Annotated in this window: 13 protein-coding genes and 1 pseudogene; 2 read left to right on the top strand and 12 right to left on the bottom strand. The window is 61.3% G+C overall.

The features are described from left to right. Positions 1–29: 29 nt before the first annotated feature. The 5 genes from AC3A4M_RS18480 to AC3A4M_RS18460 form a co-directional block, all read right to left on the bottom strand. Entirely contained in the window at positions 30–191 is a 162-nt protein-coding gene (locus AC3A4M_RS18480; protein ID WP_170837974.1) for a CG2302 family histidine operon protein, read from the bottom strand. A 2-nt stretch (positions 192–193) separates the two neighbouring features. After that, positions 194–835, bottom strand: coding sequence for an imidazole glycerol phosphate synthase subunit HisH (gene hisH, locus AC3A4M_RS18475; protein WP_139006014.1), 642 nt, complete (start codon positions 833–835; stop codon positions 194–196). Beyond that, positions 832–1,449 (bottom strand): imidazoleglycerol-phosphate dehydratase HisB, encoded by a 618-nt coding sequence (hisB, locus tag AC3A4M_RS18470; protein WP_169996336.1) that lies wholly within the window; start codon positions 1,447–1,449, stop codon positions 832–834. Before hisB ends, hisH begins: the two co-directional genes overlap by 4 nt. A 76-nt stretch (positions 1,450–1,525) precedes the next feature. After that, positions 1,526–2,620 (bottom strand): histidinol-phosphate transaminase, encoded by a 1,095-nt coding sequence (locus AC3A4M_RS18465; RefSeq protein ID WP_498737561.1) that lies wholly within the window; start codon positions 2,618–2,620, stop codon positions 1,526–1,528. 61 nt (positions 2,621–2,681) lie between these two features. Continuing rightward, positions 2,682–3,056 (bottom strand): LysM peptidoglycan-binding domain-containing protein, encoded by a 375-nt coding sequence (locus tag AC3A4M_RS18460; protein WP_498737559.1) that lies wholly within the window; start codon positions 3,054–3,056, stop codon positions 2,682–2,684. Between the two features lie 354 nt (positions 3,057–3,410). Here AC3A4M_RS18460 and lexA point away from each other — a divergent pair. Continuing rightward, positions 3,411–4,097: pseudogene (gene lexA, locus AC3A4M_RS18455) on the top strand (transcriptional repressor LexA); the annotation flags it as partial. A gap of 307 nt (positions 4,098–4,404) precedes the next feature. On the opposite strand, the gene AC3A4M_RS18450 reads toward lexA, so the two are convergent. Continuing rightward, on the bottom strand, positions 4,405–6,438 hold the full coding sequence (locus tag AC3A4M_RS18450; protein WP_498737557.1) for an ATP-dependent DNA helicase: 2,034 nt from the start codon (positions 6,436–6,438) through the stop codon (positions 4,405–4,407). Next, positions 6,431–7,978 carry a GTPase HflX gene (gene hflX / locus AC3A4M_RS18445; protein ID WP_498737555.1) on the bottom strand — a complete coding sequence of 516 codons (1,548 nt, stop codon included), beginning with the start codon at positions 7,976–7,978 and terminating at the stop codon, positions 6,431–6,433. Before hflX ends, AC3A4M_RS18450 begins: the two co-directional genes overlap by 8 nt. A gap of 418 nt (positions 7,979–8,396) precedes the next feature. Between hflX and AC3A4M_RS18440 the strand changes: the two genes are divergently transcribed. Then, on the top strand, positions 8,397–9,008 hold the full coding sequence (locus AC3A4M_RS18440; RefSeq protein ID WP_498737553.1) for a class I SAM-dependent methyltransferase: 612 nt from the start codon (positions 8,397–8,399) through the stop codon (positions 9,006–9,008). A gap of 2 nt (positions 9,009–9,010) precedes the next feature. Here AC3A4M_RS18440 and dapF read toward each other — a convergent pair whose 3' ends face one another. The 5 genes from dapF to recA form a co-directional block, all read right to left on the bottom strand. Then, positions 9,011–9,946, bottom strand: coding sequence for a diaminopimelate epimerase (gene dapF / locus AC3A4M_RS18435; protein WP_498737551.1), 936 nt, complete (start codon positions 9,944–9,946; stop codon positions 9,011–9,013). Further along, the gene (miaA, locus tag AC3A4M_RS18430) at positions 9,943–10,866 is read right to left on the bottom strand and encodes a tRNA (adenosine(37)-N6)-dimethylallyltransferase MiaA (protein WP_498737550.1); all 924 of its coding nucleotides are present in this window, start codon (positions 10,864–10,866) and stop codon (positions 9,943–9,945) included. The genes dapF and miaA overlap by 4 nt, the downstream gene beginning before the upstream one ends. 13 nt (positions 10,867–10,879) lie before the next feature. After that, positions 10,880–12,409, bottom strand: coding sequence for a tRNA (N6-isopentenyl adenosine(37)-C2)-methylthiotransferase MiaB (gene miaB, locus AC3A4M_RS18425; RefSeq protein ID WP_498737548.1), 1,530 nt, complete (start codon positions 12,407–12,409; stop codon positions 10,880–10,882). Between the two features lie 73 nt (positions 12,410–12,482). Further along, a complete protein-coding gene (locus AC3A4M_RS18420) occupies positions 12,483–12,959 on the bottom strand; it encodes a regulatory protein RecX (protein WP_498737546.1) in 477 nt (158 codons plus the stop codon). 87 nt (positions 12,960–13,046) lie between these two features. Continuing rightward, the gene (recA, locus tag AC3A4M_RS18415; RefSeq protein ID WP_498737544.1) at positions 13,047–14,099 is read right to left on the bottom strand and encodes a recombinase RecA; all 1,053 of its coding nucleotides are present in this window, start codon (positions 14,097–14,099) and stop codon (positions 13,047–13,049) included. Positions 14,100–14,250 lie beyond the last annotated feature (151 nt).

The following is a 14,250-nucleotide window of genomic DNA, read 5'->3' as shown; positions in this document are numbered from 1 at the left end:
TATCTGCTTTCTGGGTTGGTTGAACAGTTCTACTCGGACGGGCCGAGTGTGAGCAGGTAAGCGGCTAGCAGTGACATTCCGGCTAAGACCCAGAAGCTAATGACAATAGCCTTCGGAGCTTTCTGGCTGCGGAAGGATATGGCGCCGCCGATAAGCAGTCCGGCGACACCCATGAGCACGATGCTCCACATGTCTAGCCCAGCGTCCGGAGCCAGTTGCGCAGCAGTTCAGCTCCGGCATCGCCTGACTTTTCCGGGTGGAACTGCGTGGCGCAAAGGGGGCCGTTTTCGACAGCGGAGATGAACCTTCCTCCGTGTTCGGACCAGGTCACCTGCGGCGGGGTCATGGCCGGCTGGGACACATCGAAGTCCCAGCGCTGCACTCCATAGGAGTGGACGAAATAGAAGCGCTCATCCTCGATACCTGCAAATAGGCGGCTGCCTTCTGGGGGCTCAACGGTGTTCCACCCCATGTGCGGTACAACATCGGCAGCAAGACGCTCCACCGTTCCGGGCCACTCCCCCATACCCGGGGTACTGACGCCGTGTTCAACACCCTCCTCGAACAACACCTGGAGACCGACGCAGATGCCCAGGACTGGCCTGCCTCCGGCAACGCGGCGCCCAATCCAGCGCAAAGCATCCACCTTCTTCAGCTGCTCCATGACAGCGGCGAAAGCGCCGACGCCGGGAACCAGCAGGCCGTCCGCATTGAGAACATCCTCGGAGGCATGACTCAGCGTTACTTCCGCGCCGACATGCTCAAGCGCGCGCACGGCGGACCGGACGTTGCCGGATCCATAGTCGAGGACGGTGATTTTTGGGGCTGATTTCACAAGGCCCCCTTCGTGGAGGGAATACCTTCCACCCGCGGGTCAGGTTCGATAGCAGCACGTAACGCCCGCGCAAAAGCCTTGAACTGCGCCTCAACAATGTGGTGCGGGTCCCTGCCGCCCAAGACCCGCATATGCAGGCAAATCTGTGCATGCAGGGTGACGGCCTCGAAGACGTGGCGCGTCAGCGAACCCGTGAAGTGACCGCCAATCAGGTGGTACTCCTGGCCGGCAGGTTCCCCGTCGTGCACCAGATAAGGGCGTCCGGAAATGTCTACCACTGCGTTGGCAATGGCTTCATCCAGCGGGACCGTGGCCTCGCCGAACCGCCTGATTCCTGCCTTGTTGCCGAGGGCGCTCTTAAGGACCTCCCCCAGGGTGATCGCGACGTCTTCAACGGTGTGGTGGACGTCGATATGGGTATCGCCGGATGCCTTTACCGTCAGATCTATCAGCGAGTGCTTAGCCAGCGCCGTGAGCATGTGGTCATAGAACGGCACGGTCGTGCTGATATCGGATTGGCCCGTGCCATCGAGGTTCAGTTCCACCAGGACGGAGGATTCACTTGTAGTGCGTTCAAGGCGCGCGGTGCGTCCGGTGGCAATGTCCACGGTCATTGGAGTCCTTTGAAGAAAATCGATTTTGGCTGTCCACGAAGACGTGCGCCTCTTATATCAGTCTAGGAGAAATCGCTCAGACAAGCTCGCGCAGGCGGTTCAGGAACGCAGTGGTCTCCGCCTCAGTGCCGGCAGTAACCCGAAGATGGCCCGGAATCCCCACGTCACGGATGAGCACCCCGGCGTCGAGCAAACCCTGCCACACTGCGTGCGGATTGGCTACTCCCCCGAAGAATACGAAATTCGAATCCGAGGGCGCGGGACGCAGACCCATATCCGTGAGTTCGGCCACGATCCTGTCACGCTGGCCCTTGATGTCTTCAACGTTGGCCAACAGCGCATCCGCATGGTCTAGGGCTGCAACGGCAGTTGCCTGGGTGATGGCGGACAGGTGGTACGGCAGGCGGACCAAGCGCAAGGCATCCGTCACTTCGGGTGCAGCGGCCAGATAGCCGACACGTGCCCCTGCTAAAGCGAACGCCTTACTCATGGTTCGCGAAACGATCAGACGCTCCCTGCCCTGAAGCAATTCCAAAGCGCTGGGGGTGCCGGTGTGGGAAAACTCGGCATATGCCTCGTCCACAATCACCATGGTGTTGTATTCGGCCCCCGCCTCGTACACAGCTTCTACAACATCCAGGCCCAGAGCTGTCCCGGTGGGGTTATTGGGGGAACAAAGAATGACGACACTTGCGGCTGATTCCCTGACTGCCCGCGCGGCTGCCTCGGCCGTCAAACTGAAGTCGGCGGAGCGAGCGCCGGTTACATATTCAGTGTCTGTGCCGCTTGCCAGCAACGGATACATCGAATATGTAGGGGGGAAGCTGAGTAGGCGTCGTCCCGGACCGCCAAAAGCCTGCAGAATCTGCTGGAGGACTTCGTTCGAACCGTTGGCAGCCCAAACGTTTTCTTCCGTTAGCCCATGGCCCAGATAACGAGCCAACGATTGCCGCAGCTGTGTAAATTCGCGGTCCGGGTAACGGTTCAGCCCCGTGGCTGCCGCATCGACGGCGGCCGCAATGGCCTTGTGAACACTATCGGGAAGTGGATGAGTGTTCTCGTTAACATTCAGCAGCACCGGCACATGTAGCTGGGGTGCGCCATATGGTTCTAACCCTCTAAGGTTTTCCCTGAGAGGCAGGCGATTCAGTCGTTCTAGCTGGTCACTCACCGATCAAGCTTAAGCTCCGGCCGGCCCGGGGCAGGAATCGGGCCAGCCGGAGGGTCTCATATTACGGCCGCTGGCCGGTGCCGCTGACGGGAACATGAAGTTGCTGTCCGGCTTGCACGATGGATCCCGGAAGGTTGTTCAATTGGGAAATCTCGGCAATCACATCATGCGGATTCCGCTCAGGAGCAACGGCACTGGCGACTTCCCACAAGGTCTGACCGGAGCCGACCGTGACAGTAATCGTCTCGCCAGCTCCTAGGCCGTCGCTGTTGGAGGCCATTGCGGGAGCAGTAAAGAAGCCAATCAGCGTCAACAGAGCAGCAGCCGACAGGATGAGCGGAAGGCCGATCAACAGCAGACGGCCACGACGTGTGAGCTGGAGTGGTTGAGCGTGGCGCGGTACTGCAGGCGACTGCGGTGCGAGCTGTGCAGACATGTTGACACCTTTCCCGATCTTCGAACGCTGATGTCCGAGATCTTCCTATTCGAATTTACGTTCGAATCCTTCTTCCACAGTTTTAGCACTTATGATCGAACATTGTCGAGACTCACTAGAACAAATGTTTGAAAGTTCCTCGTGACTCCCCTAGCGTTAAACCAAAGGTGGCCGTACATGCAGTCCATCAGCTGCCACTGACAAAATAAGATTCCGGTTCGAATTCAGGCACGGCACTGCTGAATCGGACTGGACAGAGAAACCGGAGTCCGGGCCATGTCGAAGAACGTTTCCAAAGCAGCTGCCACAGCAGACAGCAAACAGACAAAGCCGACTCGGGCTGCAGGGCAGTCCAAGGGCCTGACTGCGCGCCAAAAGAAAATCCTTGAAACCATCCAGAGATCCGTAAGTGCTAACGGCTATCCGCCATCGATGAGGGAAATCGGTGACACCGTCGGACTGGCGAGCCTGTCCAGCGTGACCCACCAACTGATCCAACTCGAAAAGATGGGATACATCCGTCGTGACCCCAAACGTCCCCGCGCCATGGAGGTACTGACTCCGCTCACGATGGAGGACGGCGCTGTCCAGATGGCCGGGATGGAACAAGCGGACAATGTCCGAAGTATCAACGGTTCCAACGTTTCAGATCTCGGCAGTGCGTCGGATACCGCCATGGTTCCTCTCGTCGGTCGCATCGCCGCCGGCGGCCCCATCCTGGCGGATCAGGTCGTCGAGGACGTTATGCCCCTTCCGAGACAGTTGGTTGGCCATGGCGAGCTGTTCATGCTCAGGGTCTCCGGCGATTCCATGATCGACGCAGCCATCTGTGATGGCGATTGGGTTGTTGTGCGACGGCAGCAAAGCGCCAACAACGGAGATATTGTTGCGGCCCTGCTCAACGACGAGGCAACTGTGAAGACATTCCGGCAGCGGGACGGCCACACATGGTTGCTGCCACAAAATACCCAATACGAACCAATCCTCGGCGACCACGCAACGGTCATGGGCAAAGTGGTTTCAGTGATGCGCACTTTGTAGACGGATACATTTCGCCGAGGCGGGCTCGCCGTGCCGGCATGCCAGGACTTTCCCGCTGGATGCTGCGCCGCGCCCTTACGATCCTTGCGCTGATGTCTATCTCTTCGGCCGGGCCGGAGCATAAGGGCCGGGGTCTTCTGCGATTACTGTGGGCGCCCGTCGTCGCACTCCCATGGCCTTCCCGGGTAGGGGTGCGATGGCAGGGCCACCCGTGAAGCTTGGGACCTCCCCGCTATGATCCAGTATGCCTTTCGGAGTCTGTAGTCTCGCAGTAATATCATCGGCCTCATATGGCGGGAAGTGCGGATCAGCCCGGCTGACGGGCTGAGAGCCGTTCCAAGATCTGCAGCGCTACGCTCCGGTCCTTAGTCGACCAGAATGGTGGCAAAGCAGACCGGAGGAAACTGCCATAACGGGCGTTCGCCAAGCGGGAATCCAGCACTGCGACCATGCCACGATCGCCCGCGGCGCGAATAAGGCGCCCGGCTCCCTGAGCCAGGCGGACTGCGGCGTGGGTAGCAGAGACTGCCATAAAACCGTTGCCGCCGGCTTGCGCCACCGAGCGGGTCCTCGCTGTCATGAGAGGGTCATCCGGACGTGGAAACGGAATCCGATCAATAACGACCAACCTACAGGCGTCTCCGGGTACGTCCACACCCTGCCAAAGTGTCATCGTCCCGAACAAGCAGGTATCCGGCTCCGCCGCAAACTGTTTGACCAAGGCAGCGATCGACGACTCACCCTGGCACAGGATTTCGTTACTGATCCGCCGTCGCATTTCGGCTGCCGCTTCCTCGGCCGCCCGCCGGGAAGAGAACAGACACAATGCCCCGCCTCCTGAGGCCTTCAGCAGTGCCTCCAGCTCGTCCAGTTGTTCCGCGCTGGTTCCGCGTTCAGGCTTCGGCAAGTGCGAAGCCACATACAGCACTCCCTGCTTCGGATAGTCGAACGGACTTCCAACGTCTGCGCTCGAGTATGCAGGTGCACCGGCCCCCATCAGTCCCAGCGATCCGGCCACCGCATCGAAAGCGTTTCCGATGGCCAACGTCGCCGATGTCAAAACCACTGTGTGGCCGTCAAATAAACCTTCGCGCAGCCTTGAAGCCACGGACAGGGGTGCCACGTTGACCGTTGCGGGCTGCGTATCGTCTTCTGACCCGTAATCGGTTCCGGACGCGAAATTGCTAGGCCTGGTAATCCACACGACTTCCCGAGCCTGGGCCGCCGAGAGAATCCGGTCGCATACCTCTAGCACGACCGTCAGCCTGGAGCGGGCCAGCTGCCGCCCACCGTCCACACTGTTCGATGTGTCCGATTTGGAGTCGGAAAGTGCGACCCGACAGGCCTCACGCAACTGCGTCAGAGCCATCTCATGATCGTCACGGAGCCCGGAGGCCATCAGGCCCGTGGCGGTGGCTGCCAAGGCCGCTTCAAGGCTCTTCGCTGCGCTGTTGATCGACTCGACGCTGGCCGCAGTATGCTTGCGGGCCATGGACGCCGCTGTATGCACCATCGCCACTGAGAGTTGCCCGGCGACCGCGCTGGTGACGCGGTCCTGCAGTTCATGTGCTTCGTCGATGACTACGACGTCGTATTCCGGGAGTACCGACAGGCCTTCAAAGGCGTTGATAGCCAGCAGGGCATGGTTGGTGATCACCACGTCCGCTTCACCGGCCCTCGTGCGGGCTTGCTCGCTGAAACACTCTGCCGCCATCGGGCACTTCTGCGCTCCGAGGCACTCCATAGAACTCACCGAAACCTGACGCCAGGCACGATCGCTGACGCCGGGCACGATCTCATCCCGATCGCCGGTGTCAGTCTCGTCCGCCCATTCCCGCAGCCGTACCACTTCTTTTCCCAGCCCGTAGGCCGGGCCAGCGGTTGCCGGGGCAGGATGCGGTACAGCATCCTCGCCAAGAGCGAAGAGAGCGTCGGGAGCATCTTCCTCGGGGAAGCCACCGGCAAGTTTGTGCCGGCAGAGGTAGTTGTTGCGACCCTTCAGGAGGGCTACATCCACCGGGCGTGGCAGCTCGTCCGAGATAGCCTCGAGCAGCCGCGGCAGGTCGCGTTTGACGATCTGTGACTGCAAGGCCAGTGTCGCGGTGGAAACAACCGCAGGCTTCTCGCTCTCAAGGGCATGGACGATCAGGGGAATGAGATACGCCAATGATTTGCCGGTGCCCGTACCCGCTTGAACAAGCAGATGTTCTTCGTTACTGAATGCCTCAGCAACGCGGTCAGCCATCTCATGCTGCCCAGCGCGGTTCTGCCCGCCCATGGCACGTACCGCAACGTCAAGCAGACGCAACGCTTCCTTCTCGGTCAACGATGCCTCAACCACGATAGAGGAAGGGTCCGAGCTCTGCAGCCAGCCCTTCGCGGACCTTCACTTCCAGCTTCGTTCCGTTTTCGACATGTTCGACGGAGAGAATCTCCGCATCCGGGCTGTGTAGCCGGCTCACGACTTCGCCACGGTCATACGGAATCAACAATTCAAGCTTGACCGTTGGACGTGGAATTCCGTCGTTGATGGCCTCAAGCAGTTCTGGAATTCCTTGACCTGTGCGCGCCGAAACCACCACGTGCCGCGGTTCACGCTGGCGAAGACGCTCGACGACAAACGGGTCGGCTGCGTCCGCCTTGTTCAGGACTACGATTTCCGGGAGCTTTCGCGCGTCGACTTCAGTAAGTACCTCCCGGACGGCGGCAATCTGCCCTTCGGGATCCGGATGGGAAGCGTCGACAACGTGGAGGATGAGATCCGCATCCGCTGCCTCTTCCAAGGTCGAGCGGAATGCCTCAACCAGTTGGGTAGGCAGCGAGCGGACGAAGCCAACCGTGTCGGCCAGGGTATAGCCAAGACCATCCGCGGTTTCAGCTTTCCGCACGGTGGGATCGAGCGTGGCGAATAGCGCGTTTTCCACCAGGACGCCCGCATTGGTCAGACGGTTCAGCAACGACGACTTGCCCGCATTGGTGTAGCCGACTATGGCAACGGACGGAACAGCATTGCGTTTTCGATTGGCCCGCTTCGTATCTCGGGCCGGTTTCATCCCTGCGATTTCCCGACGCAGCTTCGCCATACGGGTACGAATCCGGCGGCGGTCCAGCTCGATCTTAGTTTCACCGGGACCGCGAGAACCGATACCGCCGCCGGCGGCACCGACCCGGCCACCGGCCTGCCGGGACATTGATTCGCCCCAGCCGCGCAATCTCGGAAGCAGGTATTCGAGCTGGGCCAGTTCCACCTGCGCTTTGCCTTCGCGGCTCTTGGCATGCTGGGCGAAGATATCAAGGATCAGTGCCGTACGGTCGATCACCTTGACCTTGACGATGTCTTCCAGGCCGCGACGCTGAGATGGAGAAAGTTCGCCGTCAACAATGACGGTATCCGCGCCAGTGCTCATCACGATGTCCCGCAGTTCCTGCGCCTTGCCAGATCCAAGGTACGTGCCGGGGTCCGGCTTGAGCCGCCGCTGCACTATACCGTCAAGCACCTCGGAACCGGCGGTCTCTGCCAGCGCCGCAAGCTCACGCAACGAATTATCGGCGTCGTCGGCGGTACCTTCGGTCCAGAGACCGGCAAGGACGACTCGTTCGAGCCGCAGCTGCCGGTATTCGACCTCGGTAACGTCTTCGAGTTCAGTAGAAAGACCTGCAACACGGCGCAAGGCACGCCGTTCGGCCAAGTCCTGTTGCTCGCCGTCGAATTCCGAGTGTTCCTCGTCCAACGTCGAGATGGCCTGTGCCCTGCCTCTGACACCGCCGGACTTCGTCCGTGCCGCAGTATCCTTGGCCAGAATCCGGTCGATGACCGCCTGGATTTCCTCCGGGCTCAGCTCCGGTTCCGGCGAGGGCTGGCTGTTGCTAGTGGTGGACATGCTCTCCTTTGAAAAGTCTGTAGTTCTATCGTAGACCTCAGCGGCCTCGGGCACCGAGGGGCCAGCCGGTCTATGTTGATGAGGGGCCAAGAAATCCTCCTGACAACGGGCAGCGCTCGGCCGCCGGCAATTAATCTGGTGGGAGCCGCCGCCTTTGGCTTCGGCTAATGAAGTACGGAAAACTGCGGCACACACCGCCACAGGTTCAAGGAAGAAGGAACTGGCTTACGTTTCCGGATGGACCGTGCGCCATCTTCCCTCGGAGCTGGGCTCAACGGCAGAGAAGATTCGGTGCGGGCCGGGGCTGCCGCAACGGCACAATCACTTATTCCACATGCAGCTACCATACCAGCACGTCGGCCCGCCTTAGGACTGCCTAGATACACATTCCACTCCCGGCGCACTACTCTGGCGGATTATGGCCACAGATCATTACTTCAGTGCGGAGCCCGAAAAACCCGAGATTCGCAAGCCTCTGACCGTGGTGTTGGACGGACAGTCCCGCCGGCTAACGACGTCCAACGGCATTTTCAGTCCGGACGGCATCGATAAAGGGACGGCGGTTCTCCTGGCCGACGTGCCCGCACCGCCTGCCGGCGGGAACCTTCTGGATATTGGCTGCGGCTGGGGACCGATCGCTCTCACTCTTGCCTTGAAGTCGCCCGGGGCAGCGGTGACCGCCGTCGATGTCAATACCCGCTGCATCGCCTTGACCAACGACAACGCCCGCGCCCTCGGATTGGCGAACGTCCGCGCTTGCCTGCCTGAAGAAGTGGACCCTGAACTGCGCTTTGATGCGATCTGGTCCAATCCGCCGATCCGGATCGGTAAGAGCGAGCTACACTCGCTGCTCATGCTGTGGCTGCCGCGGCTGGCGCCCGGCGGAAACGCATGGTTGGTGGTGCAGAAGAATCTCGGGGCCGATTCGCTTCAGCGCTGGTTGGCCGCCGAGCTTCCCGGGGAGTTTTCTGTACGCCGCGAAAGCACGGCGAAGGCCTTCAGAATCCTGCGGGTCACCCGGGCTGCCTGAAGCTAGGCGATGGTCCCGTTGGCCACCAGAACCGCCGGCCCGCTGAGCCGTACATGTTCCTTGCCGTCGATGCCGGGCAGGAAGCTGACATGTACCGTGCCGCCAGGTACCTGCACCTGCCATTCGTTCGGTGCTCCTGCGCCAGCCCAATGCCTGATGGCCACGGCCGAGGCGCAGGCCCCGGTTCCGCATGATTGTGTTTCGCCGACGCCGCGCTCGTGTACCCGCATGGTGATGTGTCCGGCGCCGTCGTGAACCAGTGGCTCGGCCGGAACAACGAATTCGACATTGGTGCCGTTGGCGGGCAGCGGATCGACTTCGGGTGATTCGAACAGCTTGGTGGCCGCCAGCTCGTCGAGTTCAGCCAATGCAACTACGGTATGCGGATTTCCCATGCTGATGCTCAGCGCCGGCCGCGGCACCTCCAATCCCTCCGCATTGACCAGGGAATCCATGGCTTTGGCGACGGCCTGGTCGGGAAAGATGAATTCCCACGGCCCCATATCCACTGCGTAGCCGTCTATGGAGCGGGTAATGACCTTGAGTCCGGCGCGCGTGCCGATGGTCAGGGACTGGCCCTCGCTCAATGTGACAAGGCCCTGCTCAATCAGGAAGTGCACGAACACACGGACGCCGTTGCCGCACATTTCCGAGAGGGAGCCGTCCCCGTTGCGGTAGTCCATGAACCATTCGGCTTCGGGCGCGATCGCGAGCAGGTCGCGGCCCTCGGCCAGATGCCTGGAGCGCACAGCGCGGATCAGGCCGTCAGCGCCGATGCCCTGGTGTCGGTCGCAGAGGACAGCCACTGCTTCCGGACCGATCTCTTGTGTCCCATCGGGATCGGCGATCAGGACAAAGTCATTGCCGGTGCCATGACCTTTCGAGAATGCGGTCCCGGAGAGAGAAGTCAGAATTGCTGCACTGGAAGAATCGGTCACTGTCCAAGCTTAGCGACCTCAGCCACCGCCTTGTCCACGAGGAGCTCGTCCTTCCATGGCAGCCACTGGATGCGTGGGTCGGCACGGAACCAGGTCAGTTGGCGGCGGGCAAACTTGCGCGTGGCCACAATCGTTTCCTCAACCGCCCCTTGGATGGAAAGCTGCCCATCGAGGACCTGCAGGAACTGTGAGTAACCTAACGCGCGCGGTGCCGTCTTCCCGTCCCGTAACCCGTGCCCTTCCAGCCTACGGACCTCGTCCAACAGGCCCTGCTCGACCATTCGATGGACGCGCAGCGCCAAGCGTTCCTTGAGCTCGTCCCGCTCTACCTCCAAACCAATCTGTACGGCCGGTTGCCAGTATCGGCGGTCAGGCATGTATGAGCTGAAGGGCCGTCCGGTCAGAGCATGGACTTCAAGGGCGCGCACTACCCGTCGCGCATCCCCGAGACGGGCCGCCGACATCGGATCGACAGCTGCCAGCCGTTCCCGCATGGCCTGCAGGCCTTGCACGTCCAACTGTGCTTCGAGTTGCCCGCGCAGCCCGGGATCGGTTCCGGGGAAATCGATGACATCCAGGGCCGCCCTGACATACAGTCCGGATCCCCCGACGAGAATGGCCCGCCGGGCTCTGCCATGTATGTCGGCGATTGCCGCACGGGCCTGCTGCTGGAACGCCGAGACGCTGGCTTCCTGGTGGACATCAAGAATGTCGAGCAGGTGGTGGGGTATGCCCTGGCGTTCGGCCAAGGTGATCTTCGCCGTGCCGATATCCATGCCGCGGTAGAACTGCATGGCATCGGCGTTGATGATTTCGGCGTCAAGCCGATGCGCCAGCGCGACAGCCAGATCCGATTTCCCCGACCCGGTCGGTCCGACGACCGCGATGACCGGCGGCGCCGCCGCGGACCCGTTGCCCATATGCGTCGACGGGTTAGTTGCTGCGGACAGGCAGCACCGGCATCCCCAGGGACACTGCGGCCTTGGCCCCGCTGGCGGCCCCTGCCGAAGGCACACCACAGGAATCAGCCTGGGAGCGGTCCCAAGCATCTCCCGCACGGGAGCGGCGCAGTGAGTAATCCGCGGCGCTGCCCGGATCGGCAACGAGATGGAACGGTGCAGCCTCCGTAATGGCCACTGTTACCAGGTCCCCGGGGCGCGGTGGCTCTGCGCCTGCCGGCACCGAGAAGTGGACCAGCCGCTGGTCGCGGGACCGGCCCGACAGCCGATGGGTCTCGCTGGCTTTGCGTCCCTGCTGAGCGGTGACCATGACTTCGACCCGGCGTCCTACCTGCTTGGCGTTCTCCTCCGCGGAGATCCTGTCCTGCAAGGCCGTGAGGCGCTCATAGCGTTCCTGGACCGTTGATTTGGGAAGTTGGTCGGGCAGCTCCGCAGCCGGTGTCCCCGGACGCTTCGAGTATTGGAACGTGAATGCGGTCGCGAAGCGGGACTTCTCCACCACATCCAGCGTTGCCTGGAAGTCTTCCTCGGTTTCCCCGGGGAATCCGACGATGATGTCAGTTGAAATGGCTGCGTGCGGAATACGGTCCCGGACTTTGTCCAGGATGCCCAGGAACTTGGCTGACCGGTAGGAACGGCGCATGTCCTTGAGCACTTTGTCCGAACCGGATTGCAACGGCATGTGCAGCTGGGGCATGACATTGGGCGTTTCCGCCATCGCCTCGATGACGTCGTCGGTAAACGCGGCAGGATGCGGACTGGTGAACCGCACCCGCTCGAGACCTTCGATATCACCGCAAGCGCGCAGCAGCTTGGCGAACGCACCGCGGTCGCCGAATTCGACGCCGTAGGAGTTCACGTTCTGCCCCAGCAGCGTGACTTCGATGGCGCCGTCGTCGACCAGTGCCTGGATTTCGGACAGGATGTCCCCGGGTCTGCGGTCCCGCTCTTTGCCTCGAAGCGAGGGAACGATGCAGAACGTGCAGGTGTTGTTGCAACCCACTGAAATGGAGACCCAGCCCGAGTAGACCGCATCCCGCTTGGTCGGCAGCGTGGAGGGGAAAACGTCCAGGGATTCGAGGATCTCCAGCTGTGCCTCGTTATTGTGCCGCGCCCGTTCCAACAGCGTGGGCAGCGAGCCCACGTTATGCGTGCCGAAGACCACATCAACCCACGGCGCCTTCTTGAGGATCGTCTCCCGGTCCTTCTGCGCCAAACATCCGCCGACGGCGATCTGCATACCGGGGTTCTGCTCCTTGACAGGAGCCAACTGGCCGAGGTTTCCGTACAGCTTGTTGTCCGCGTTTTCGCGTACTGCGCAGGTATTGAAAACAACGACGTCGGCCTGGCCGCCTTGCGCTTCAACCAGACCTGCATTCTCCAACAGGCCGGACAGGCGTTCGGAGTCATGCACGTTCATTTGGCAGCCAAAGGTCCGTACCTGATACGTACGCTGGATGCCTTCGGGCAGGATCGATTCGGGGGCAGGGATGGTCACGCTCACCTCTTAAGGGTAAGACCTGCGCAGCAGGTCGCCACAATCGGCGCCGGAGGAGCCAGGGCAAACGGCCGGCATGTCAGTCCCAGGGCTCCTGCGGAGCATCAAGTTCCTCGTTCACGACGCGATACGCCATCGACGGCGGATAGCCCTTCCTGGCCAGCATCGCCACCAGACGCCGAACGTGCTTGTCCCTAACGAGGCGGTCGCCCAGATTCCAGTCAGGTCGGATTTTCCGGCGGATCAGCTCTCTGGCGCTGTCCAGCTCGTCCTCGGGCGTCAGCTGGTCGAGCGCTTCTTCCGCTATCTCTCCGTCGATGCCTTTGTCCGACAACTCCCGCTTGAGTGCCGCACGGGCCAGCGCCCGTGTCTGGGAACGGCTGCGCACCCACATTCGGGCGAACTCAGCGTCATCAATGAGCTGCACCTCTTCGAACCTGTCCAGCACGGCAGTCGCGACGTCAGCGGGCACGTCGCGCTCGGCCAGCTTCTCCGCCAGTTGCTTCCTGCTGCGGGGAGCCATCGTAAGCTGGCGCAGGACTATTGAGCGCGCCACCTCATGCGGGTCCGCTTCGGAAGTCTGATCCGCAGGGCTGCCGGGAGTCGGCCCAGCAGCCCTGCCTCGTTTGCCGGTCACGGCAGGCTAGAAGCCGTCGACGGCCTTGAGCTTGGGCTCCCCGCCTTCGCCCTCGTCCGGCACAACCCCAATGCCCAGCTTCTCCCTGATCCGGCGTTCGATCTCGTCTGCCAGGTCCGGGTTGTCTACCAGGAACCTACGCGCATTTTCTTTACCCTGGCCCAGCTGGTCACCGTCGTAGGTAAACCAGGCTCCGGACTTCCTAACCAGGGAATGCTCAACACCCATATCGATCAGGCCGCCCTCGCGGGAGATGCCGATGCCGTACAGTATGTCGAATTCCGCTTGCTTGAAGGGCGGTGCCATCTTGTTCTTGACGATCTTGGCCCGCGTGCGGTTACCCACGGGGTTGGAGCCTTCCTTCAAGGTCTCGATCCGCCGAACGTCTATACGCACCGAGGCGTAGAACTTCAGGGCCTTACCACCGGTGGTCGTCTCCGGGCTGCCGAAGAAGACGCCGATCTTTTCGCGCAGCTGGTTGATGAAGATCGCGGTCGTCTTGCTCTGATGCAACCGGCCGGCGATCTTACGCAGAGCCTGGCTCATCAGCCGTGCCTGGAGCCCGACGTGGGTGTCGCCCATTTCGCCTTCAATTTCGGCACGCGGAACGAGCGCCGCAACCGAGTCGATGACGACGATGTCCAACGACCCCGAGCCAATGAGCATGTCCATGATTTCCAACGCCTGCTCGCCGGTATCCGGTTGTGACACGAGCAAAGCGTCGGTATCCACGCCAAGCTTTTTGGCATATTCGGGATCCAGGGCATGTTCCGCATCGATGAACGCGGCGATGCCGCCATTGCGCTGCGCATTGGCAACAGCGTGCAGTGCCAATGTGGTCTTACCGGAAGACTCCGGACCATAAATTTCCACCACGCGTCCCCGCGGCAGTCCGCCGATGCCCAGGGCGACGTCCAGTGCAATGGAACTGGTGGAAATGGTTTCGATCGGTGCCCGAGTGTCATCGCCGAGGCGCATGATCGAACCCTTGCCAAACTGCTTATCAATTTGTGCAAGCGCTGCTTCCAAAGCCTTCTCGCGGTCAGCTGGTGCGGCCATTCTTCACCTCGGTATCTTGGGGCCCGGCAGGGCCATGTTCATTGCTCACTCTGACCGTAGCTTTCCGCACTGACAGAATCTGATCAGGGATGTCATTTGTGGATAATTCGCGCATCAGGCGCGGATTCCAGCCTCTGTGTAGGAGCATATC

The organism is Arthrobacter sp. Soil_C_60 (assembly GCF_057656375.1).
This window is presented reverse-complemented; position numbering and strand designations above follow the sequence as displayed.